The organism is Erwinia typographi, assembly GCF_000773975.1.
GTDB lineage: Bacteria > Pseudomonadota > Gammaproteobacteria > Enterobacterales > Enterobacteriaceae > Erwinia > Erwinia typographi.
On the sequence record NZ_JRUQ01000006.1, the window covers coordinates 154420 to 174419 of the forward strand.

The window sequence follows — 20000 nt, forward strand, 5'->3', positions numbered from 1 at the left end:
CAGGTATCCTGCAATATCACTTCGTGAATCGAGGGACAGGGAGCTTTGCCTGGCTGTAAAAGGGGCGTTTGACCAGGAGGAAGGTTTATGGATAGTGACGGCAGAGAAAAGCAAAACACGGAGAATGATCCGCCGTCCGATCTTCAAAACTATAGGGCTATTCCTGGATAAAGCTGTAATGACATATAGCGATGTGCTTTTCCCAGACCCTAATCTTAAGATGCCAATGACGATAGCGGGAGCTAATCGTGATCCTGGCAGGATCAAGAATTCTGTAGCATTTGGAGAATTCACCGCTTATGACTTCAGGCGTACCCTTGCTACCAGACTGCCAGAGTAAGGTCTAGCCCCGCGCGTCATTGAAAAAATTTCTGGGGTATGAATTGGGAGAGGGGAAATTGAATTCATTTCCTATGTGTGAAGAGGGGATGGGCATCCCCTCTGCTACGAAAAAATCAAAGGTCTGCGTACTCCAGAATATCTTCTCCCATCAGTGTACAATCGATTGCCGAATAGTAAGTGAGGCGCATCCTGTATTTTCCCTTGTAGATATATCCCCATGTTTCCAGGACATCAAAGGTTTGGGAAGCATTCTGAGGGTTTTTAATTTGTGGACGAGGGGTCACTTTATCATCAATAGATATTCTGTCATCGTTATCACGGTAGAATGAAAGAAGCTTTTTCGCATCTCTGAGGGCACTATCTTTACATGTCATTGAAGATTTATTGGTAGCCGCGAATGAGCTGAAAGCCGTTAACATGACCATTGAGGCCACAATTATTTTTAGTTTGATCATCATTATATACCCATTTCTTTTTTTATGCGGTCAAGGGCCAGTTTTCTTTGTGAAAGGCCGTTATAACCCCCATTAACAATGTATGTAACAGCCTGCAAATCATCTTTGTCAGCATGCGGATTAACAAAACGCCTTCGCCAAAATTCACAGGCCGTTTTCACTGCTATATTCGGGTCTTCAGCTACCGAACTGGGATGGTTGACAAGGTCCTCATGGAGAATTTTTCCATACCTGTCATAATTTTCCCTTCCTGTAAGGTGTAGCATTCCACGTCCAATATATTTAGGTCCATCGCCGGGAAATTTATTACCTACCATGCGTCCCGTTCTGGTGTCAGGTTCGTACTCCTTACCACCATTTCTCGCATGCTCAGTAAGTGCAGAAAAATTAGCTGTTTCAACACAAGCCTGGGCAAGGAAATGAGCAATCCTGAGATCAGTATTAATATCATAGAAAGAAAACCAGCGATTGATAGGTGAGGCAAGCGCACCCATGTTACGTCTTTGTGAGTTAAGGAGGCTTTTATTACTCAGGTAGTGTTGAGATATTTTCCATAAAAAGCTGGGGGTTATGTTAAGCATAGTAATAAATCCCTTTTTTATGAGCTGCGTCAGACCTTTTAAACCGCAGACGAATTGATAAGCAGACATAATGAAACTTTATCTTAACCAAGATCACGAAAAATAAAAAGTAGACTTTGGCCCAAAATTGGCTCATTGCCCCTCTAAAATGGGGCTTTATACGCATGCACCAACAACACATTCCAAACCTCGCCAACCAGCGGGTTTTTGCTTTCTGCGCAACAGATAAGCTGCCTGACGAATTGAACCGCATAGCTGAGCACCCATGTTGTGAAACAGGCTGCTTTTCGTTGTGGTGAACACGGGATATGGGCGAGATTCGGACGATTAGAAATATCACAGTGGAACTGACCAAACGAATAAGGCCGGTAATTCTGAGTCAGAAGCGCGTCCCGGCTAAGTGATATCTTTTATATTGTTGATCAATTATTCTCGTAGTCATGGAACAGAAAGGTGGGCTGCGGTTTGTCAGGTTTCACTGGCGATATTTCAATTGCTGGGATGGCTGGTTAAGGAGCACGGAGGCAACATGGTAAACCATATTGTTGATGTCATGAAGCCTAAACCGGGCTTGCTGATTTTTGGTTGTCGCCAGGCAAATCACCACCGGGGGCATCTGCTAAAACAGCAAGGCAGTATTAAACCTATTTAGCTGAAAATTAATATTTTCTTGCAATTTTTTGACGCGCACCATCGCAGAAATCCGTAACAATGGCTGGTTTTTTTACACAGCAGATTATTGAGGGTGTTCCGTTGAAGAAGCGTCAGCTTATAAGTAGTAGTGTGATTCTGGCCGTTGCCCTGGTGGCGCATGCCGATGACAATCCGTTAGCTTTTCCCGTCACGCCGCCCAGTATAGACGCCGCGTCCTGGGTGCTGATGGATGCCACCACCGGGCAGGTGTTGACCGAGGGAAATGCCGATCAGCGCCGTAATCCGGCCAGCCTCACCAAGCTGATGACGGGCTATGTGGTTGACCGGGCGATCGATGCTAAGCGCATTACTCGTGACGATATGGTAACCGTAGGGAAAGACGCCTGGGCTGCCGGAAATCCGGTATTTAAAGGCTCTTCGCTGATGTTCCTGAAGCCTGGCGAGAAGGTGTCGGTGCGCGATCTCAGCCGTGGCGTGATCATTGATTCTGGTAACGATGCCTGTGTGGCGCTGGCCGATTACGTCGCCGGCAGCCAGGCCGCCTTTGTTGAGCAAATGAATCAGTACGTGACGAAGTTAGGTCTGACCAATACCCATTTTGAAACGGTGCACGGTCTCGACGCGCCAGGTCAGTACACCACGGCAGGCGATCTGGCTAAACTTTCCCGGGCTATTATTTCCGGAGAGCCGGATTTCTATCAGATGTACAGCGAGAAATCCCTTAGCTGGAATGGCATCACCCAGCAGAATCGTAACGGTTTGTTATGGGATAAAACCCTGCGGGTGGACGGACTGAAGACGGGCCATACTGAGAGCGCCGGTTTTAATATTATCGCCTCCAGCGTGGACGGCCAGCGCCGCCTGATTGCGGTGATTATGGGCGGAAAGAGTTCTAAAGGAAGGGAAGAGCAGGCGCGCAAATTGTTAATCTGGGGCCAGAACAATTTCGACACCGTGCAGCTGTTCCATGCCGGTAAAGAGATTGGCCATGAAACGGTGTGGTACGGCAGTCCTCATCAGGTCTCGGTCGGCAGCGACAAAGATGTCTATCTCTCTTTGCCGCGCGACGAGGTGAAGAAGATCAAAGCCAAATACGTCATCGATCGCAAAAACCTGGAAGCCCCGCTCAAGGAGCATGAGCAGGTAGGCGCTATCCAACTGGTTGACGGAGATAAGCAGCTGGCAACTTACCCACTGGTTGCCCTACAGCCCGTCAACGAAGCGGGCGTGTTCACCCGGATTCAGGATTATCTGAAGCTGAAGCTGTGAGTCATAAGGGCGACCCGCAAAGGGTCGCCTGCCGCCCGTATTGATTTACTTTCTCCTGTCCGACCAGCTCTTCAGACAAAATAAGTCTGTTTTGCAGGCTGGCTCGCAAAACATCATTATTGCCGCTTTTCTACTCGATCAATCTACCCTTTAACTGTATGTTTAACCAGTCATCAGCAAAAGGAGCAGAAAGATGAATGTAGAAATTCAGCAGCGTGAAGCCAGTAAAATTGCCGGTTTTCATCTCGTCGGCCCCTGGGAGGTTACCGCTCCGGAGGGCTTCGCTAAGCTCGTTGCCTGGACCACAAAGCACCAGTTGATTGGGCCGTGGATGGCGGTTTACCACGGCAATCCACAGGTGGTGCCTGCGCAGCAACTGGAAATTCAAACCGTGATTGGCGTGCCGACAGATTTCGAACTGCCTGAAGAGAGTGAAGGGGTGAGCCTTGATGAGCTGGCGGCGGGCACCTACGCCAGGGCGTTGGTCCATGTCAGCGACGGAGACTTCGCGAAACCCTGGATCGCCCTGTTCAGCGAGTGGCTGCCTGACAGCGGCTATACGCTGGCCGAAGGCCCCTGCTTTGATAACTACCTGAATGACGGTTCACAGAGTGGTGAATGGGATATCGAGCTGTATATTCCGGTTAATAAGGCTGAGTAGCGCTGCGGTGAAGGGATTTTTGCTGCATCAGGCCGCTAATGAAAGTCTCCCTCTCCGGGAACGGAGAGGGAGGAAACCGCGTGAAACCTCTCACGCCGCTTCTTTTCAGGCTATGCTAGCGGCGCTCGCTGGGCGACTTTCAGGTAGTAAAGCTACTTATGCAGCTCTTCCTTCAGCTCTTTAACCTCGCTGGCGCTAACCGGTGCCGCCGCGTTACCCCAACTGTTGCGAACGTAGGTGATGACGTCCGCCATCTCCTCATCGTTCAGGGTTCCGGCAAAGGACGGCATGGCAGGCGCCGTTGGACGGCTATCCGTATCCACGCCACGGCTTCCCGCCGCCACGACGTGAATCATTGACGTGGCGTCAGGCGCGTTCACCAGCGGGTTGTTTGCCAGCTGTGGGAAGATGTTTTTGCCGCCCTGGCCCTGAGGCGCATGGCAGGCTGAACATTTGGCTTCGTAAAGGGTTGCGCCGGTTTTCATCCTGCTGTCGTCAGCCGTCAGCGGGGCCGGTTTGTCGCCAGCCTGCTTTGGCGTCGCCTTCAGGTAGGTGGCAACCGCCTGCAGATCCTCATCGCGCCAGTACTGCGTGGAGTTTTTCACCGCGTCAGCCATCGGCCCGGAGGCGATGTCATAGCGGTTTACGCCCGTGCGCAGATAGCTGACAATATCTTCCTGCGTCCATTTACCCAGACCGGTATGCTCGTCGCTGGTCAGATTGGGCGCCCACCAGCCTTCGACCACCGCACCAGAGATAAACTGGCTGCTCTTATCGCCGCCAAGAATATTTTTCGGCGTGTGGCAGGTGCCGCAGTGACCCAGCCCCTCAACCAGATAAGCGCCGCGGTTCCATTCGGCCGACTTGCTCATATCCGGCTTGAATTCTCCCCGATCGAAGTTCATCCAGTTCCAGACAATCAGGCTGGTGCGAACGTTGAAAGGGAAGGGCAGCTGGTTAGATTCCACTTGCTGATGAATCGGCTGGAGGCTTTGCAGATAAGCCCATAAATCGGCGTTATCCTGGCGAGAAACTTTGGTATAGGCGGTAAACGGCATTGCGCCATACAGCCGCTTGCCGCCGTGGCCCACTCCTTCCGACATCGCCCGCTGGAAATCATCAAAACTCCAGTTGCCAATACCGGTATCGCGGTCAGGGGTGATGTTGGCGCCCAGCAGCGCGCCAAAAGGCGTGTTCAGCCGAACGCCGCCGGCAAACGGTTTCTTCGGATCGACGGTATGGCAGGCCGTACAGTCGCCGAGGGTGGCTATGTAGCGCCCGCGTGCAATCTGATCGTATTCAGGCTGCGCCCAGGCTACTGATGCGCTGAGCGCGGAGAGTGAAATCGCAGCGAGTGCGTAAAGCGTGCGCTTTTTCATGCGGTAATCATCTCCCCTGGACGCTTCAGATAGTGCTGGCGGATGTCGTGTGCGGCCTTAAAGGCCAGCGCGCCAACGGTGCCGGTTGGGTTATAGCCTGGGTTTTGCGGGAAGGCGGAGGCGCCTACCACAAACAGGTTTGGCACATCCCACACCTGTAAATGTTTGTTGACCGAGCTGTTGGAAGGATCGGCACCCATAACGAAGCCGCCGCAGACATGTGAGGACTGGTAAGGCACGCTGTTCCAGTGTCCGCTGGTTGGTTTAGCCACCAGCTGGCGCGGGTTCATGTTTTTAGCGATTTCCGCTACTTTTCCGGTGCAGTACTGCGCCATCCGCAGGTCATTTTCCGGGAAGTCAAAGGTGATGCGCAGCAAAGGACGGCCGAGCGGATCTTTGTAATTCGGGTCCAGCGACAGGTAGTTCGTGCGCTGCGTATAGCTGCTGGCCTCGCAGCCGATCGACATGGTGCTGAGGTAGTTTTTTACCGTGGCCTGCTTCCACGCCGAGCCCCATTTGGGCGTGCCTGGTGGAACCGGGCGGCTGTTGATCGGCGCGGCGCCGATTGGCGTAACGCGAATGCTGCCGCCGCCGAAGAAGCCGAGGCCGCTGTGGTCAAAGTTATCGTTGTTGAAATCATCGATGCCCATGCCGACGGCGCCGGCCCCGATAAACGGATTGAAGTTTTTGTCGTCAAAGAACAGCGTCACGCCGTTAGCCGTCTGGTAAGCATAGTTACGGCCAGTCGTGCCGGTATTGGTGAGCGGATCGTAGGCTTTGCCAATGTTGGAGAGCAGCATCAGGCGCACATTTTCGAAGGTGTAGGCCGCGACGATCACCAGATCGGCAGGCTGTTCCCACTCGTCGCCGCTGGAGTCCATATAGGTTACGCCGGTGGCTTTTTTGCCGCTGGAATCGGTCAGTACCTTGAGTACTTCACAGCTGGTTTGTGCGGTGAAGTTGGGTTTACGCATCAGGGCTGGCAGCACGGTGGTAATGGCGCTGGCCTTCGAGTAGTTGGCGCAGCCGTAGTTAGTGCAGTAGCCGCAGAAGGTGCAGGGGCCCATAGTGACGCCGTACGGGTTGGTATAGGCCTCTGAAACCAGCGAGGAAGGGACGGCAAAGGCGTTATAGCCCATGTTGCGCGCCGCTTCGGCAAACAGCGTCGGTCCGTAGGGCTGCTTCATGGGCGGAGTAGGGTACTCGCCGGATCGGGAGCCCTCAAACTGGTTGCCGCCTTCCTGCTTAACGCCGTTGAGGACGCCCGCCTTCCCGGAGGTACCAGCCACGCGCTCGAACTGCATATAGTGCTTTTCGATCTCATCCCACTCCATCCCCCAGTCCTGTAAAGACAGATCGGAAGAGATAGCGTTAGCGCCGTAGCGCTCGGTCAGGTGGCTGCGTAAGCGAAACTCTTCGGGCTGGAAGCGGAAGGTAATCCCCGCCCAGTGGTTGCCCGCGCCGCCAGTGCCGTTGCCGGGGTGGAACGATCCCCAACTGCGCATTGGCAGGGCAGTCTGTGAAGGATTATTACGCATGGTGCAGGTGTTCTGGCGGGTGCGCAGCATCAGCTCTTCGCGCTGAACGTAGCGCAGCTCGTCGGTAATGGTCGCCACGTTAAAGTCGCGGGCGGTATCACGCCACGGGCCACGTTCGATGCCGACCACGCTCAGCCCTTCGTCCGCCAGCTCATTGGCGATAATAGAACCGGCCCAGCCGAGACCAATTACCACCACGTCAGTTTTAGGCAATTTCTTCGCCATGTCAGGATCCTTTTTTCTGGGTTGGCAGGTCGGCAATACTCACCGGTGGCAGCTTCAGGTTCTCGTTATGGCGACCGATATAATCGCGGTAGTCATAGCGCGCGCCGGGGAAGCCGAGCATTTTCCAGGAGACCATGCCTTTGTTGCCGCCATAAATCGGATCGGCGAAGAAACCTTCCATCGCGTTGCTCAGCACCTGGGCAAAGAAAGCGGCGCTGTCATAGCCCTCCAGCGCAATGCTGCCGCTTTCCAGGCCCTTAAGCAGCTCGTCCTGCTGGCTGGCCGTCAGATCCTTAAAGGCTTTTTGCTGAGTGGACTGGCAGTACTTATTCAGCGCGGCTATACCCAGGCGGTAGCGCTGACGGGGAACCAGCGGAGACTGATCGCCCTGTTCGGGTATGCCCTGCTCAAAAGGACCTTCCATATAGAGCCGTTCAAAGGTGCCGTAAAAACCGTGCAGCTGACGGTCAATAAACACCGTACATCCGGCCTCTTTGCCGCCGATGCTCAGTTCATCCGCGGGGATCAGCCGGTCAACGATGGCGTCTATCGTTGCCGCTTCTTCATCGGTGAAAAACAGCAGGCCCCCGGCATCAAAGGTTTCAGGGGGATTGTCAGAAAAAGGCGTCCAGCCGGGAGCGCCGGTCAGGGTGACGGCTTTAGCTACGCCGGTAGCGGTAGCCGCAATCGCCCCGCTCGACCATGTCAAAACCTGCCGCCGGGTAACACCGGGCAGCGTTGGGGTTGGTTTACGCATTGAGCTTCCTATTGTTCCAGTATGTAAAGTTAACGCTAAAATTTGTAAAAATATGAACAAGCTAACAGTATTGTGTATATCGCATGTTGCCGTTTTGTTAATTAGTGTTATTCCTTAAAAAATGTAAGGAATCCCGTCAGTAAAAATAGTGCAGAATCAATGACGGCGCTTTTTTTGATGGGTATGATGCCCAGCTTAATTTGCCGTCAGGAGATCCTTGTGCGCCCGGACAAGCCGCTATCGGCCTTCGAATTCACTCTCTATCGCAATTACCGCACGGTGCATGGTGTCCGCATTGCGCTGGCTTTTGTGCTGACCTTTCTGCTGGTCCGGCTGTCGAATATCCCTGAGGGGAGCTGGCCGCTGATCACGCTGATCGTGGTCATGGGACCGATCTCTTTTTGGGGTAACGTTTTTCCACGGGCGGGGCAGCGCATCGGCGGCACTATCTTCGGTTCCGTCTCGGGGCTTATTGCGCTCAAGCTTGAACTTCTCTCCCTGCCGGTGATGCTGGTCTGGTGTCTTGGCGTCATGTTCCTGTGTGGTTTTCTGACGCTGGGAAAACAACCCTATATGGCGTTGCTGATCGGCGTGACGCTCGCAGTCATCTGCGGCGCGCCGCCGGGGGATATGGTGACGGCGCTGTGGCGAGGTGGGGATGTGATCCTCGGTTCCCTGCTGGCGCTGCTGTTTACCAGCATCTATCCTCAGAAAGCCTATACTCACTGGCGCATCAAGCTGTCGGACTCTCTGCTGGAAACGGCCAAAATTTATCATGCCGGGTTCTCACCCAACCTGGTGGACAAGCCGCGGCTGACGCGCCCTTTACAGCGGCTGTTGACCGGCGTGGTGAAAATGCGCGCGCTGATTGAGCCTTCCAGCAAGGAAACTAAAATTCCGCGCTCGGTGTTTGAGGGTATCCAGACGCTGAACCGCAATATGGTTTGTACCCTGGAACTGCAGCTGAACGCCTGGTGGAATTCGCGCGAAAGCCACCTGATTATGCTGAATGCCCCGGCGCTGCGGCGTACCCAGCAGATGACGGAAAACACGCTGCGCGAGCTGTCAAAGGCCATTGTCGAAGGCAATACCGAAAAAATTGCCGCCAACAGCGGCGAGCTGGCGGACATCAGCCGCGAGCTGCGGCAGCTGATGAATGATGCCAACAGCGATGAACGGGTGGAAACGGCGATCCACGGCTACGTCTGGCTGAGCCTGGAGATGGCGGGGCAGCTGGAAAGACTCTCGGATCTGATGCGGCTGGTGCTGCGTAAATAGGCGATTTGCAACAACTTACTGCGGGAAATAGCCGTTCGCGGTAAGATGGACTTCAGTCCGACTCTACAATTTCAAAATTGCCTTCGGCCGCGGTGAGCCGCTAAGCTGAGCGCTACGATAATGACGCCTGCGCAGGCAGGCCTAAATGAAAGGTGTCTTCATGGAAAATGCAAAGCAATCATTTCAGGACGTGCTGGAGTTCGTGCGGATGTTCCGTCGTAAGAACAAGTTGCAGCGCGAAATTCACGATAACGAAAAGAAAATTCGTGATAACCAGAAGCGTGTGTTGCTGCTCGATAACCTCGGCGAATACATCAAACCGGGCATGAGCATAGAAGCCATTCAGGAGATCATCAGCAGTATGCGCAGCGACTATGAAGATCGCGTTGATGACTACATCATCAAAAATGCCGATCTGTCGAAAGAGCGTCGCGATCTGTCGAAAAAACTGAAGGCCATGGGCGAACCAAAGCCTCAGTAACTTCGCGGCGTTATCACGGCCAAAGGGCGATCTGCGATCGCCCTTTTTGCTTTTTGCCGCTGGTTAAAATGCGGCGTCCGCTGCTCAGAACTTCGCCGCAGTAGCGCTGGGTTTTTTCGCTGCTGCGGTGGTTTCCCTGACGATCAGCTCGGTCGTAAAAGGGAGCAGCAGCGCCGGGCCTTTGTCGGCGCTCAGCTTCTGCACCAGCCAGTCAACGCTGCGTTCGCCCAGCAGTCTGATATCCTGGCGGACGGTCGTCAGTGGTGGCTGATACCAGGCGCTCTCCGCCGTGTCGTCATAGCCTACTACCGAAATATCCGCCGGGAGGGACAGCCCAGCCTGATGCAGCGCCCGCAGCGCGCCCAGTGCCATCTGATCGTTCGCCACCACGATTGCCTCCGGCAACTCTCCACCGGAAAGACTGAGCAGCGCAAGGTAGCCGGACTCGGCGCTCCAGTCGCCATACAGCTCGACCTGCGGCCTGAGCTGATGCTCTTTCAGCACCGCCAGCCAGCTCCGACGACGTGCGGCCGCCGCTACCGAACTTACCGGTCCGTTGAGCAGGGCAATGCGGCGATGCCCCAGCGCCAGCAAATGCTCTATCCCCTGACGCGCGCCAGTTTCCGCGCTGAACTGGCAGGCTGGCACCGGCGCATCGTCAGGAACGTCGAGAAACAGGCTGGGCGTCTCCCCGGCCGACGCGGCTATCCTGACGGCGTCAGCACTCTCCAGCGGCAGGTTAATCAGCAGCGCATCAACGCGCTGGGCCAGCAGCTCCTGCACCGCCCCGTCGGCGCCCTCGGCACCCGCCATTGCGATCACCAGCCGGTAACCCAGCGCGCTGGCGCGATGCTGAATCGCCGAGGCCATCTGCGCCGGGGCCAACAGTGCGAGATCGCTGGTCGCCAGGCCCAGCGTGCGGGTGTTCTTTCCGGCCAGCTGCTGCGCCACGCGGTTTGGCACATAGTTCAGCTCGCTCATTGTCGCCTGTACTTTCTGTCTGGTCTTCTGCGCAACGCTGGCCGAGTGGTTCAGCACGCGGGAAACCGTCTGGTACGAGACGCCCGCGGCAGCGGCAACGTCTGCCAGCGTAACGGAACGGGGCTTCATGGCTTTCTCCTGAAAAATCATCGCGTCAGTTTAGCAATAAATTTTGCGGCAAAGCGGAAACTTCTTCGCCCGGTGGACGCTGGCGAACCGCCTTTTTGTGCAGCGTAAAGAAAAAGACTTTGCATATTACACAGGCTTTTACCATCATCAATTAAGCCTACTTACCTCTTTCTAGCTGGAACTATCTTGCAAAACTTCAGAGTTTCTCTGCTGCAGGCGATCAAGCATTCGGCGTGGTACCCAAAAAGACGTTCCTACCGGGTTTTATTCTGGCGCGAGATCACACCGCTGGCCGTGCCTATTTTCTTTGAGAACCTCTGCGTCCTGCTGATGGGGGTGCTCAGTACTTTCCTGGTGAGCTGGTTAGGCAAGGAGGCAATGGCTGGCGTTGGTCTTGCCGATAGTTTCAACATGGTGATTATCTCTTTCTTTGCCGCCATCGATCTCGGCACCACGGTGGTGGTGGCCTTCAGCCTTGGCAAACTGAACCGTGAAAGGGCAGAAGCGGCAGCCAGGCAGTCGCTGGTGCTGATGACCCTGTTTTCGATCCTGCTGGCGGTGCTGATTGAGTTCTTCGGCGGGCAGATTATCGACGCGATCGCGGGCGCGGCAGAGCCGGAGGTTAAGGCCCTTGCGCTGACCTACCTGAACATTACGGCCTGGAGCTATCCGGCGGCGGCGATTGCGCTGATTGGCTGCGGCGCGCTGCGCGGCGCAGGCAACACCAAAATTCCCATGTTAATTAACGGCGGAATGAACATTTTAAATATCGTTTTCAGCACGGCACTGATTTATGGCTGCTTCGGCTGGAAAGGGATGGGCTTTGCGGGCGCAGGGCTGGGCCTGACGATTTCACGCTACGTCGGGGCGCTGGCCGTGATTTACGTGCTGATGATTGGCTTCAACCCCCGTTTAAAAATCACCCTGAAAAGTTACTTTACGCGCCTCAATACCGGCATCCTGATGGAGGTGCTGGGTATTGGCGTGCCTGCCAGCATTGAGTCGGTGTTGTTTAACGGCGGCAAGCTGCTGACGCAGGTATTTGTGGCCGGAATGGGAACCGACGTAATTGCCGGTAACTTTATTGCCTTCTCCATTGCCTCGATGATTAACCTGCCGGGAAACGCGCTGGGATCGTCGTCGACCATCATCGTTGGCACCCGGTTGGGCAAGGGGCAGTTGCTACAGCCGGAGCGTCAGCTCTGGCATATTTTCTGGCTCTCAACCCTCGGCTTATGCGTGCTGGCCGCGCTGACGGTGCCTTTTGCCGGCGTGCTGGCCGCTTTCTACACCAGCGACGATGATGTCAAACATGTGGTAAAAATCCTCGTGTGGCTGAATGCGGCTTTTATGCCCTTCTGGGCGGCGTCCTGGGTGTTACCGGCCGGGCTGAAAGGCGCCCGCGACGCGAGGTATACCATGTGGATCTCGCTGCTGGGCATGTGGGGATGTCGCATCGTGGCAGGCTATACGCTTGGGGTTCTGTTGGGATTTGGCGTAGTCGGGATTTGGCTGGGTATGTTCCTGGACTGGATTGTGCGTGGCGTCTTCTTCTATCGCCGCCTGAACAGCGGCCGATGGCTGTGGAAGTATAATAAACCTGCCGCTTCACCCTGACGGCCAATGGTCTTCGCTTACTGTGCAGAATAAAAACAACTAAGACATTTATATCAGGAATAGCTATGCGTTCTTCTTCATCCGCCCCGGCGGATTCCCTGTTGCAACACCGATCTTTCGTCGCATTCTGGCTGGCCCGCACCACCTCCAGCTTTGGTTTTCAGATGCTCTCCATCGCGGTGGGCTGGCAAATTTACTCGATTACCGGCCGGGCATGGGATCTGGGGCTGATTGGACTGGTGCAGTTTCTGCCTGCCGTCCTGCTTGCGCTGCCTGCCGGGCACGTTGCCGACCAGTTTGACCGCCGCCGGGTGGTGCTGTTCGGGCAGATCACGGAATGCCTTGCCATAGCGGTGCTGGCTGGCCTGACGTTGGTGCAGCGGACGGATGAAGTCACCATTCTTGGGCTGATTTTTATTATCTCCGTAGCCCGCACGCTGGAAGCGCCTTCGCTTCAGTCCATGCTTCCTGCGCTGGTGCCCCCCGCCATGCTGGCGCGAGCGACCGCCGCCAACGCTGCCTCCATGCAGACGGCATCCATGCTCGGCCCGGCGCTCGGCGGTTTTCTCTACGTTGCCGGACCCGGCGTGGTTTACGTTACCTCGGGCGTGCTGTATCTGATTTCGATCGCTATGGTCAGCCGCCTGCATTATGAACATGCGCCGCCAAAGCGCACGCCAGCTACCTTTGCCAGCGTCTTCGCTGGCGTTCGATTTATTCGTAACCGTCCCGACGTGCTGGGCGTGATCTCACTGGACTTGTTCGCGGTGCTGCTGGGCGGGGCGACCGCGCTGCTGCCGATCTTCGCCAAAGATATTCTCCATACCGGACCGTGGGGACTCGGCCTGCTGCGCGGCGCGCCGGCGGTTGGTGGGCTGCTGGTAGGACTTTGGCTCAGCCGACGCAGCCTGGAGCGCAATGTTGGCATGATTATGTTTGGCTCTGTAGCGGGGTTTGGCGTCGCCACGCTACTCTTTGCGCTGTCGAAGGAGCTGTGGCTGTCGATTCTGGCGCTGTTTGCGCTGGGCGGTTTTGATATGGTCAGCATGGTGATCCGTGGCTCGCTGGTACAGCTGGACACGCCTGACGAGATGCGTGGACGGGTCAGCGCGGTTAACTCGATTTTTATCAATACTTCCAACCAGCTGGGTGAATTTGAGTCCGGGATGCTTGCTGCCTGGCTGGGGGCGACGCCGGCCGCCGCCGTCGGAGGCATTGGCACGCTGATCGTGGTTGGCCTGTGGATGGCATGGTTCCCTAGCTTGCGTCGCCGTCAGCGATTACACAATGAGTAGACGGCTAGCCTTCGTGCGGTAAAATCATTTTCATCTTCCAAGTGATAATGATTATCGTTATATTGCGTCAGTGAATGCCGCCAGACGGCAGAATTGACGCCAATATTTGCGACAGGAGCAGCACTATGGCCGCAGGCTACCGTATTTTTAACGTCACGCTGAAACGGCGTATTCAGGTTACTCCTTCGCTGCTGCGCTGCGTGTTCAGCGGCGATGAAGTGCTGGAGATGAAACATGACGCGCCCGACCAGCGTATTAAGCTGCTGTTTGCGGCGGAAGACGGCTCATCTCCGGCAATGCCGGTCAGCGACGGCTGGTATCAGGACTATCTGGCCCTGCCGAAAGGGCAGCGTCCGGTGATGCGGACCTACACGCTGCGCGATCTGCGCCGCAAAGAAAAAGAAGTGGACGTTGAGTTTGTGCTGCACGGGGAGACTGGCCCCGCCTCAAGCTGGGCGATGCACGCCAGCCCGGGTGCAAAGATGCAAATTGTCGCGCCCAATGCCGCCTCGCCGGAAGACAGCGGCGGCTATGAGTGGATTTATCATGACGGCATTCGCCAGGCGCTGCTGATTGCCGATGAGACGGCGGTGCCTGCGGCGGTGGGTATTCTCGAACAGCTTGCCAGGCTGGACAATCCACCGAAGGTACAGGCGTTCTTTGAAGTTCCGCTGGCGTCGGATGCGCAGAGGGGGGAGTTTCCCTTCGCCGAGATCCACTGGTTAAGCCGCGAACATCATGCTCCCTTCGGCGCAAAGCTGCTGGCGGCGCTGCGTGACTATGTGACTATTCCCGACTGCGCCCGCGTAGCCGATCAGTCGCTTGAGGATAAAAGCCTGATAGAAGACGCTATCTGGGAGCGTGCCGAAGGGAAGCATCCCTTCAGCGCGTGGGTGGCGGCGGAGTCCGGCGTGGTGAAGAAGGTGCGTCACTGCCTGATCGATGATTATCAGCTTGACCGTGAAGTGGTGAATTTTATGGCGTACTGGACGCTGGGCCGCGGCCGCTGAAAACCTCTGAGTTTGTACCCGGCAGGGTTATCTTGCTGCCGGGCGACATCGTCAGGCTTTGTTCTGTCCTCATCCTTTCGGCCGTCAGGATGTTAAACACCCTGCGTCGCGACGATTAGCGCGGTACATTGCGCGGGCGCTCGGTACGAAATCCCATGCCAATAATCCAGCCGAAAACGTAGGGCAGGAACGGCAGGCGTTTTACCAGTCGCGGAATCGGGCTGCCCTTGCTGGCGTCACGCTTTCGGCCGCTCATTTTGATCTGAATAAACTGCGTGGCCGAGGTCGGGAACTGGCGTCGTTTCTGGACTTTTGTCAGCTGACGAAGGCTGACCTGAGCGCCCAGCAGCGGCGTCGCCAGAAGGTTGGCCGTCGCTACGGCGTCCTGAATAGCCAGGTTAACGCCAACCCCGCCGATCGGCGACATGGCATGGGCCGCGTCGCCAATACACAGCAGTCCCTCTTTCGCCCACTTGTCTAGCCGGTCAATGCGGATACTTAGCAGCCTCAGATCGTCGTTACCTTTTAGCTGTTCCAGGCGCTCTGCGGGGAAGGGCGCAACGGCAGCAACCTGGCGTTTAAACACCTCTATGCCGCCACCCACTATGTTGAGGAACTCTCCTTTAGGAATCGACAGGCCGCACTGCCAGTAATCCCCGCGATCGATCATGATAAAATTCTGCTTTGGTCCCTGGTGACCGGTACTCCATTGCGGATCGTCAGGGTGCTTAAGCAGCCTGAACCAGACAACGTCGCGCGGCGAGCCAAACGAACGCCCGGTCAGCCCGGCTTTTTCCCGAACCTGCGAGCCACGTCCGTCTGCACCCACCACGATCTTCGCGTTGATGACCGTTTTTTCTGCTCCGGATGAAGCGTGGATGCCGCACACCTTTTCATCTTTATACATCAGGCCGTCGAAGCGGGTCGATTTCAGCAGGGTAAACCCGGCCAGCTGGCTGGCTTTAGCGGCGATAAAATTCAAAAAGTCCCACTGAGGCATAAAGGCAATAAAACGGCATTTGACCGGGAGCCGGGTAAAGTTAGCCAGCGTCACCGATTCGCCGCCGATTTCCGCCTGAAGCCGCTCCACGCGCTGATGGGGAAGAGCCAGAAACTCTTCAAGCAGGCCAAGATGATGCAAAATTTCCAGCGTGGAGGGGTGAATGGTATCGCCACGGAAATCACGAAGAAAATCCGCATGTTTCTCGACCACCACCACGCGAACGCCCGCCAGGGCCAGCAAGTACCCTAACATCAGTCCGGCGGGGCCGCCGCCAACGATACAGCAGTCGGTTGAATAGGTTTCCGCTAACGACGCCTGCATAGATCCAGTCCCGGAAAAATGAGTGTGCATGTATGATAATGCTTATCATTATCTTTATCGAGTGAAGACAAGAAAAAACCCGATACCTTTCGATCTCTATTTTGATAAATGAGCCTGTTGGTCATCATCCCGAATTTTTCCCTACAGCGGATGCCGCTTTTCTCGTTATGCTTCTGGTAAGGATCCATGCCGCCATTAATTTTTTCCACGCCATGCCGATAATCATTTTGGCATACCCGTGCTGCCTGCACTTTATCTGCGAGAAAAATGATGTTCCAGAAATTGCTGAAAAGAAAACCCAACGTTGAGAGGGTATATCAGACAGAGGAGAATCCGCTGCCGAAAGAGGTTGTTCAGGTTGAGAACGATCATTCTGGACTGCTGGAGTCCGCTATGGTGTTGATCCGCGAAGGGGTGTGGAGCGTGGCGTATTCCGGCGCTTTGGATAATGTTCCTATCCATTTTTCACCAAAGGCACATCAGCTTCTCGGGTATCAGGCAGGGGATGGCACCGGCCTCGCGTCTCTGGTACAGATGATCCATCAGGACGACAGAGAGTCCTTTAAACTGTTTATCAGCCGCGCGGTCACTCATGACACGGCTGACGGACATCAGCTCCGATGCCGTATCAGAACTGGAGCGACGGTCTTTCCGTGGTTCCGCATTTCGGCAAAATATTGTGCGCAACTCAACCCGCCGCGGCTCGTCGGCGTGCTGGAAAATATTGAGGATGAAACTGCACAGGCCCGTCGTTATGACATTGTTTCCACCCGCTTTGATCTGTCCCGTGAGATGCTGAACGATGGACTCTGGGATCTGGATATTATCGACGGCAATCCCATGCATCAAGGCAACGTGTTCTGGTGGTCACCGCAATTCAGAAAGCTGCTGGGGTTTGACACGGTGGAGGAATTTCCTGACGTCATGGACAGCTGGGCATCCCGATTGCATCCGGAGGATAAAGAACTGGCGCTGGAATCCTTTGTGCGTCATTTGCTGGACCTCAGCGGTAAAACCGCCTTCGACATTGAGTACCGCCTGAAACTGAAAAGCGGTGAGTATCGCTGGTTTCAGGCGCGAGGGCAGACGAAGCGCGCAGCGGATGGTACGCCGTTGCGCGCGGTCGGTGCGCTGATTGATATCCAGGATCGTAAAGACCGGCATCTTTATGAGGAAGGCGAGGCGCATCGCCGGATGCAGGCAACGGAAACGGCTAAGGAAATCGCTGAGCTGGCTTCGGAAAACGGCAACATCGCCGCACAGATTAAACTTATTTCACTGAATGCCAGCATTGAGGCAGCCAGGGCAGGCGTTCATGGCAGGGGCTTTTCGGTGATAGCCAGTGCAATCAGAGTGTTGGCAGAACGCACCACCGATATTACCGGTCAGATATTTCGCCTGCAGATGCGTATCAGAAGCTCAGCCGGGGAGCCTGAATAACCCAGTAGTCACTATTGTGCTAACGCGCTTCCTTTAAGACAGACATCAGTGGCCGCTCAGTTTTTACCTCGTCACGACGCTGGGGGATTGCGCGGCCCACTATTTGGCATTTAAGCCCGACTAACAGGTTTCCGCTAACAACACCCGAGAAAATCCTGTCCCGGACAATGAGTGTCTGTGCAGGGTATATCATTAGTGAGGCTTTTATTTCTCATTAAAATAAAGACGCTGTGGAGCGGAGATGGAAATCCTGCTGTTAATTTTAATGGTTTTATTTTTTTTTTTTTTGTTATTTTTGATAATAACGGTTAAATTAATATCTTCCTTAAAGATGAAAAGACAGGAGAACCGCATGTCCGAAAATACTTCCGTTATTGAATTACGGATTAATAACGAACATGGATTACATGCCCGTCCAGCCGCCGAGTTGGTAAAAATCATTAAGTCTTTTGATAACGAAATTACGGTAGCCAATCTCGATGGGACTGGCAAAGAAGTCAATGGCCGCAGCATGATGAAAGTCGTTTCTCTGGGCGTGAAAAAAGGCCATCGCCTGCGCTTCAGTGTGAAAGGCGACAACGCGCAGCAGGCCATTGACGGCATCACCAGCGGCGTCAATGCGGGGCTGGGTGAATAAAGAACAAAGGGCTTCATCGCGAAGCCCTTGTTGCCACCAGCGCTAGCGTTGTTCCTGAGGTAGATTCTTTTTCAGCAGTAAAATCAATGCGGTTGCAATGACCACGCCAATCAGCGTCGACATCAGAAAATACACTGGGTGTCCCACCACCGGCAGCACAAACACCCCACCATGCGGTGCCGGATAGGTCACGTTAAAGAACATCGCCATTGAGCCTGCAACCCCCGAGCCTGCCATTAATGAAGGCAAAATAATTAAGGGGTTGCTGGCCGCGAACGGTATGGCTCCTTCAGCAATAAATGAAAGGCCTAAAATATAGTTTGCCTTTGCCGCTTCACATTGTGCTACGGTAAATTTATTTTTTGCCAGACTGGCCGCTAACGCTACGGCAAGTGAAGGGACCATGCCACTGGCTACCGCTGCCGCCATAACATAATAATTACCGCTCGCCAGCACGCCAACGCTAAATAAATAAGCCGCTTTGTTTATCGGTCCGCCTAAATCAGCCGCCAGCATGGCGCCAATGATAAATCCGAGCAGAACTTTATTGGTGGAACCAATGTTATTCAGGAAGTTTATCACCAGATTATTAACTTCACCCATAAACGGATTAATTAATGCCACGGTAATAAATCCAACCACAAACACGCTGATTAGCGGGTAGAGCAGAACCGGCTTCAAACCATCGAAGGAGGCAGGCAGCGGTTTCAGCACCCGGCGCAACAGCAGAATCATGTAACCAGCAATAAACCCGGCGACGATAGCGCCGAGAAAGCCGCTACCGCCGGTACTTGCCAGCAATCCCCCGACCATACCCGGCGCAAAGCCCGGACGATCGGCAATTGCATAAGCGATATAGCCGCTCATGACCGGGATAAATAAGGTAAAGGCCGCCGCACCGATCTGCTTGATGACCGAAGCCGTCCAGTTGAAGCTGGGGTCCTGCGGGCTGGCGGAGTTAATCCCCCACAGGAATGAGATGGCGATCAGTATCCCGCCGGCGATGACAAACGGCAGCATGTTCGACACGCCGTTCATCAGCGTGCCGTAAATGCCGGGCGACATTTTTCCGTCGGCGCTTTTCGCCCCGGCGGCTGTGGCTTTGAGAGGTTCAGCACTCAGCGCGCGCTCGATCAGCTTTTCCGGCTCACGGATACCCTGCGAAACGCTGGAATAATGTAACGCTTTACCGGCAAAACGCGCCATCTCCACTTTAGTATCGGCCGCGACAATTACCGCTTTGGCCCGACGGATATCGTCATCGGTGAGGCCATTTTCCACGCCAGCCGATCCGTTTGTTTCTACTTTGATGATGTAACCCAACTTTTTCGCCGCTTTCTCCAGATTCTCCGCCGCCATAAAGGTGTGAGCAATGCCGGTGGGGCAGGCGGTTACCGCGACGAGGAAATCGGCCTGCTGATCGGCTGTTTCTTCCGGCTGCTCATTGGCGGCATCCTGTTTTGACTGCAACAACGCCAGCACGGCTTCCGCATCCGGCGCGGTTTGCAGCCCCTGGCGGAAATCATCATCCATCAGCCAGCGGCACAGGCGAGTAATGATCTCCAGATGCTGATCTTGCGAAACGGCAGGTACTGCGATCATAAATATCAGCACGACGGGTTCATCATCCGTCTCATCCCAGCGCAGGCCAACGTCGGGGCGAAACAGAAACAGGGTTGGCTCAGTGATGATATCGCCCTGAGCGTGCGGGATGGCTACGCCCTCACCGACGTTGGTGGTCGATTTTTTTTCACGTTCGCTTAATAAGGTGATAAATGCCTGCTGTTCGCTGGGCGCAATGCGTTTTTGTTCCGCCATTTTTTGCGCGCAGAGCGTAAACAGCGCCGCTTTATCCGCCGGAACACGGTCCAGAACGATACGTTCTGCTGTCAGAAGTTTTGTTATGCTCATTCTGTAGGGTCTCTCATCGTTTCGAAGAAAAGCCGC

The 20000-nt window shown here is 54.8% G+C and carries 16 protein-coding genes and 1 pseudogene; 9 read left to right on the top strand and 8 right to left on the bottom strand.

The window, feature by feature from the left end; genetic code table 11:
• Positions 1-455 precede the first annotated feature (455 nt).
• Together NG99_RS01670 and NG99_RS01675 are read right to left on the bottom strand one after the other, a co-directional pair.
• Complete coding sequence (locus NG99_RS01670) at positions 456-800, bottom strand: hypothetical protein (protein WP_034887725.1); 345 nt, start codon at positions 798-800, stop codon at positions 456-458.
• Positions 800-1447: a glycoside hydrolase family 19 protein gene (locus tag NG99_RS01675; RefSeq protein WP_232298146.1), complete on the bottom strand. Its 648-nt coding sequence runs from the start codon at positions 1445-1447 to the stop codon at positions 800-802. The genes NG99_RS01670 and NG99_RS01675 overlap by 1 nt, the downstream gene beginning before the upstream one ends.
• A gap of 642 nt (positions 1448-2089) precedes the next feature.
• On the opposite strand from NG99_RS01675, the gene dacD reads away from it, so the two are divergent.
• Positions 2090-3301: a serine-type D-Ala-D-Ala carboxypeptidase DacD gene (gene dacD, locus NG99_RS01680; RefSeq protein WP_052130508.1), complete on the top strand. Its 1212-nt coding sequence runs from the start codon at positions 2090-2092 to the stop codon at positions 3299-3301.
• Positions 3302-3494: 193 nt separating this feature from the next.
• Entirely contained in the window at positions 3495-3962 is a 468-nt protein-coding gene (sbmC, locus tag NG99_RS01685; protein WP_034887727.1) for a DNA gyrase inhibitor SbmC, read from the top strand.
• 152 nt (positions 3963-4114) lie between these two features.
• On the opposite strand, the gene NG99_RS01690 is transcribed toward sbmC, so the two are convergent.
• From NG99_RS01690 to NG99_RS01700, 3 genes are read right to left on the bottom strand one after another with little or no spacing between them, the layout of a single operon-like run.
• Positions 4115-5341: a c-type cytochrome gene (locus NG99_RS01690; protein ID WP_034887730.1), complete on the bottom strand. Its 1227-nt coding sequence runs from the start codon at positions 5339-5341 to the stop codon at positions 4115-4117.
• The gene (locus tag NG99_RS01695; RefSeq protein WP_034887731.1) at positions 5338-7104 is read right to left on the bottom strand and encodes a GMC family oxidoreductase; all 1767 of its coding nucleotides are present in this window, start codon (positions 7102-7104) and stop codon (positions 5338-5340) included. The genes NG99_RS01690 and NG99_RS01695 overlap by 4 nt, the downstream gene beginning before the upstream one ends.
• Position 7105: 1 nt before the next feature.
• Positions 7106-7861, bottom strand: a complete 756-nt coding sequence (locus tag NG99_RS01700; RefSeq protein ID WP_034887733.1) for a gluconate 2-dehydrogenase subunit 3 family protein — start codon at positions 7859-7861, stop codon at positions 7106-7108.
• A 219-nt stretch (positions 7862-8080) separates the two neighbouring features.
• Between NG99_RS01700 and NG99_RS01705 the strand changes: the two genes are divergently transcribed.
• A complete protein-coding gene (locus NG99_RS01705; protein ID WP_034887820.1) occupies positions 8081-9139 on the top strand; it encodes an FUSC family protein in 1059 nt (352 codons plus the stop codon).
• A 160-nt stretch (positions 9140-9299) separates the two neighbouring features.
• A complete protein-coding gene (locus NG99_RS01710) occupies positions 9300-9620 on the top strand; it encodes a DUF496 family protein (RefSeq protein ID WP_034887822.1) in 321 nt (106 codons plus the stop codon).
• An 84-nt stretch (positions 9621-9704) separates the two neighbouring features.
• Here NG99_RS01710 and NG99_RS01715 read toward each other — a convergent pair whose 3' ends face one another.
• Complete coding sequence (locus NG99_RS01715) at positions 9705-10730, bottom strand: LacI family DNA-binding transcriptional regulator (RefSeq protein ID WP_052130509.1); 1026 nt, start codon at positions 10728-10730, stop codon at positions 9705-9707.
• Positions 10731-10916: 186 nt separating this feature from the next.
• Between NG99_RS01715 and NG99_RS01720 the strand changes: the two genes are divergently transcribed.
• The 3 genes from NG99_RS01720 to NG99_RS01730 all read left to right on the top strand — a co-directional run bounded on the left by NG99_RS01720 (position 10917) and on the right by NG99_RS01730 (position 14652).
• Entirely contained in the window at positions 10917-12347 is a 1431-nt protein-coding gene (locus NG99_RS01720; protein WP_034887736.1) for an EmmdR/YeeO family multidrug/toxin efflux MATE transporter, read from the top strand.
• A 65-nt stretch (positions 12348-12412) separates the two neighbouring features.
• On the top strand, positions 12413-13642 hold the full coding sequence (locus NG99_RS01725) for an MFS transporter (protein ID WP_034887738.1): 1230 nt from the start codon (positions 12413-12415) through the stop codon (positions 13640-13642).
• 125 nt (positions 13643-13767) lie between these two features.
• Positions 13768-14652, top strand: a complete 885-nt coding sequence (locus tag NG99_RS01730; RefSeq protein ID WP_034887740.1) for a siderophore-interacting protein — start codon at positions 13768-13770, stop codon at positions 14650-14652.
• Positions 14653-14767: 115 nt separating this feature from the next.
• On the opposite strand, the gene NG99_RS01735 is transcribed toward NG99_RS01730, so the two are convergent.
• Positions 14768-15976, bottom strand: a complete 1209-nt coding sequence (locus tag NG99_RS01735; protein ID WP_034887742.1) for an FAD-dependent oxidoreductase — start codon at positions 15974-15976, stop codon at positions 14768-14770.
• A 267-nt stretch (positions 15977-16243) separates the two neighbouring features.
• Between NG99_RS01735 and NG99_RS30185 the strand changes: the two genes are divergently transcribed.
• Positions 16244-17416 carry a PAS domain-containing protein gene (locus NG99_RS30185; RefSeq protein ID WP_269745663.1) on the top strand — a complete coding sequence of 391 codons (1173 nt, stop codon included), beginning with the start codon at positions 16244-16246 and terminating at the stop codon, positions 17414-17416.
• Positions 17417-17801: 385 nt separating this feature from the next.
• Positions 17802-18053, top strand: a pseudogene (locus tag NG99_RS29835) (HPr family phosphocarrier protein); the annotation flags it as partial.
• 42 nt (positions 18054-18095) lie between these two features.
• Here NG99_RS29835 and NG99_RS01750 read toward each other — a convergent pair.
• Positions 18096-19964 (bottom strand): PTS fructose transporter subunit IIABC, encoded by a 1869-nt coding sequence (locus NG99_RS01750; protein ID WP_034887747.1) that lies wholly within the window; start codon positions 19962-19964, stop codon positions 18096-18098.
• Positions 19965-20000: the final 36 nt, after the last annotated feature.

Bases quoted from the DNA above. Each gene is read 5' to 3' on its own strand.
- NG99_RS01670 (WP_034887725.1), bottom strand. From the start codon at position 800: ATGATGATCAAACTAAAAATAATTGTGGCCTCAATGGTCATGTTAACG.
- NG99_RS01675 (WP_232298146.1), bottom strand. From the start codon at position 1,447: ATGTCTGCTTATCAATTCGTCTGCGGTTTAAAAGGTCTGACGCAGCTC.
- dacD (WP_052130508.1), top strand. From the start codon at position 2,090: ATGGCTGGTTTTTTTACACAGCAGATTATTGAGGGTGTTCCGTTGAAG.
- sbmC (WP_034887727.1), top strand. From the start codon at position 3,495: ATGAATGTAGAAATTCAGCAGCGTGAAGCCAGTAAAATTGCCGGTTTT.
- NG99_RS01690 (WP_034887730.1), bottom strand. From the start codon at position 5,341: ATGAAAAAGCGCACGCTTTACGCACTCGCTGCGATTTCACTCTCCGCG.
- NG99_RS01695 (WP_034887731.1), bottom strand. From the start codon at position 7,104: ATGGCGAAGAAATTGCCTAAAACTGACGTGGTGGTAATTGGTCTCGGC.
- NG99_RS01700 (WP_034887733.1), bottom strand. From the start codon at position 7,861: ATGCGTAAACCAACCCCAACGCTGCCCGGTGTTACCCGGCGGCAGGTT.
- NG99_RS01710 (WP_034887822.1), top strand. From the start codon at position 9,300: ATGGAAAATGCAAAGCAATCATTTCAGGACGTGCTGGAGTTCGTGCGG.
- NG99_RS01715 (WP_052130509.1), bottom strand. From the start codon at position 10,730: ATGAAGCCCCGTTCCGTTACGCTGGCAGACGTTGCCGCTGCCGCGGGC.
- NG99_RS01725 (WP_034887738.1), top strand. From the start codon at position 12,413: ATGCGTTCTTCTTCATCCGCCCCGGCGGATTCCCTGTTGCAACACCGA.
- NG99_RS01730 (WP_034887740.1), top strand. From the start codon at position 13,768: ATGGCCGCAGGCTACCGTATTTTTAACGTCACGCTGAAACGGCGTATT.
- NG99_RS01735 (WP_034887742.1), bottom strand. From the start codon at position 15,976: ATGCAGGCGTCGTTAGCGGAAACCTATTCAACCGACTGCTGTATCGTT.
- NG99_RS30185 (WP_269745663.1), top strand. From the start codon at position 16,244: ATGATGTTCCAGAAATTGCTGAAAAGAAAACCCAACGTTGAGAGGGTA.
- NG99_RS01750 (WP_034887747.1), bottom strand. From the start codon at position 19,964: ATGAGCATAACAAAACTTCTGACAGCAGAACGTATCGTTCTGGACCGT.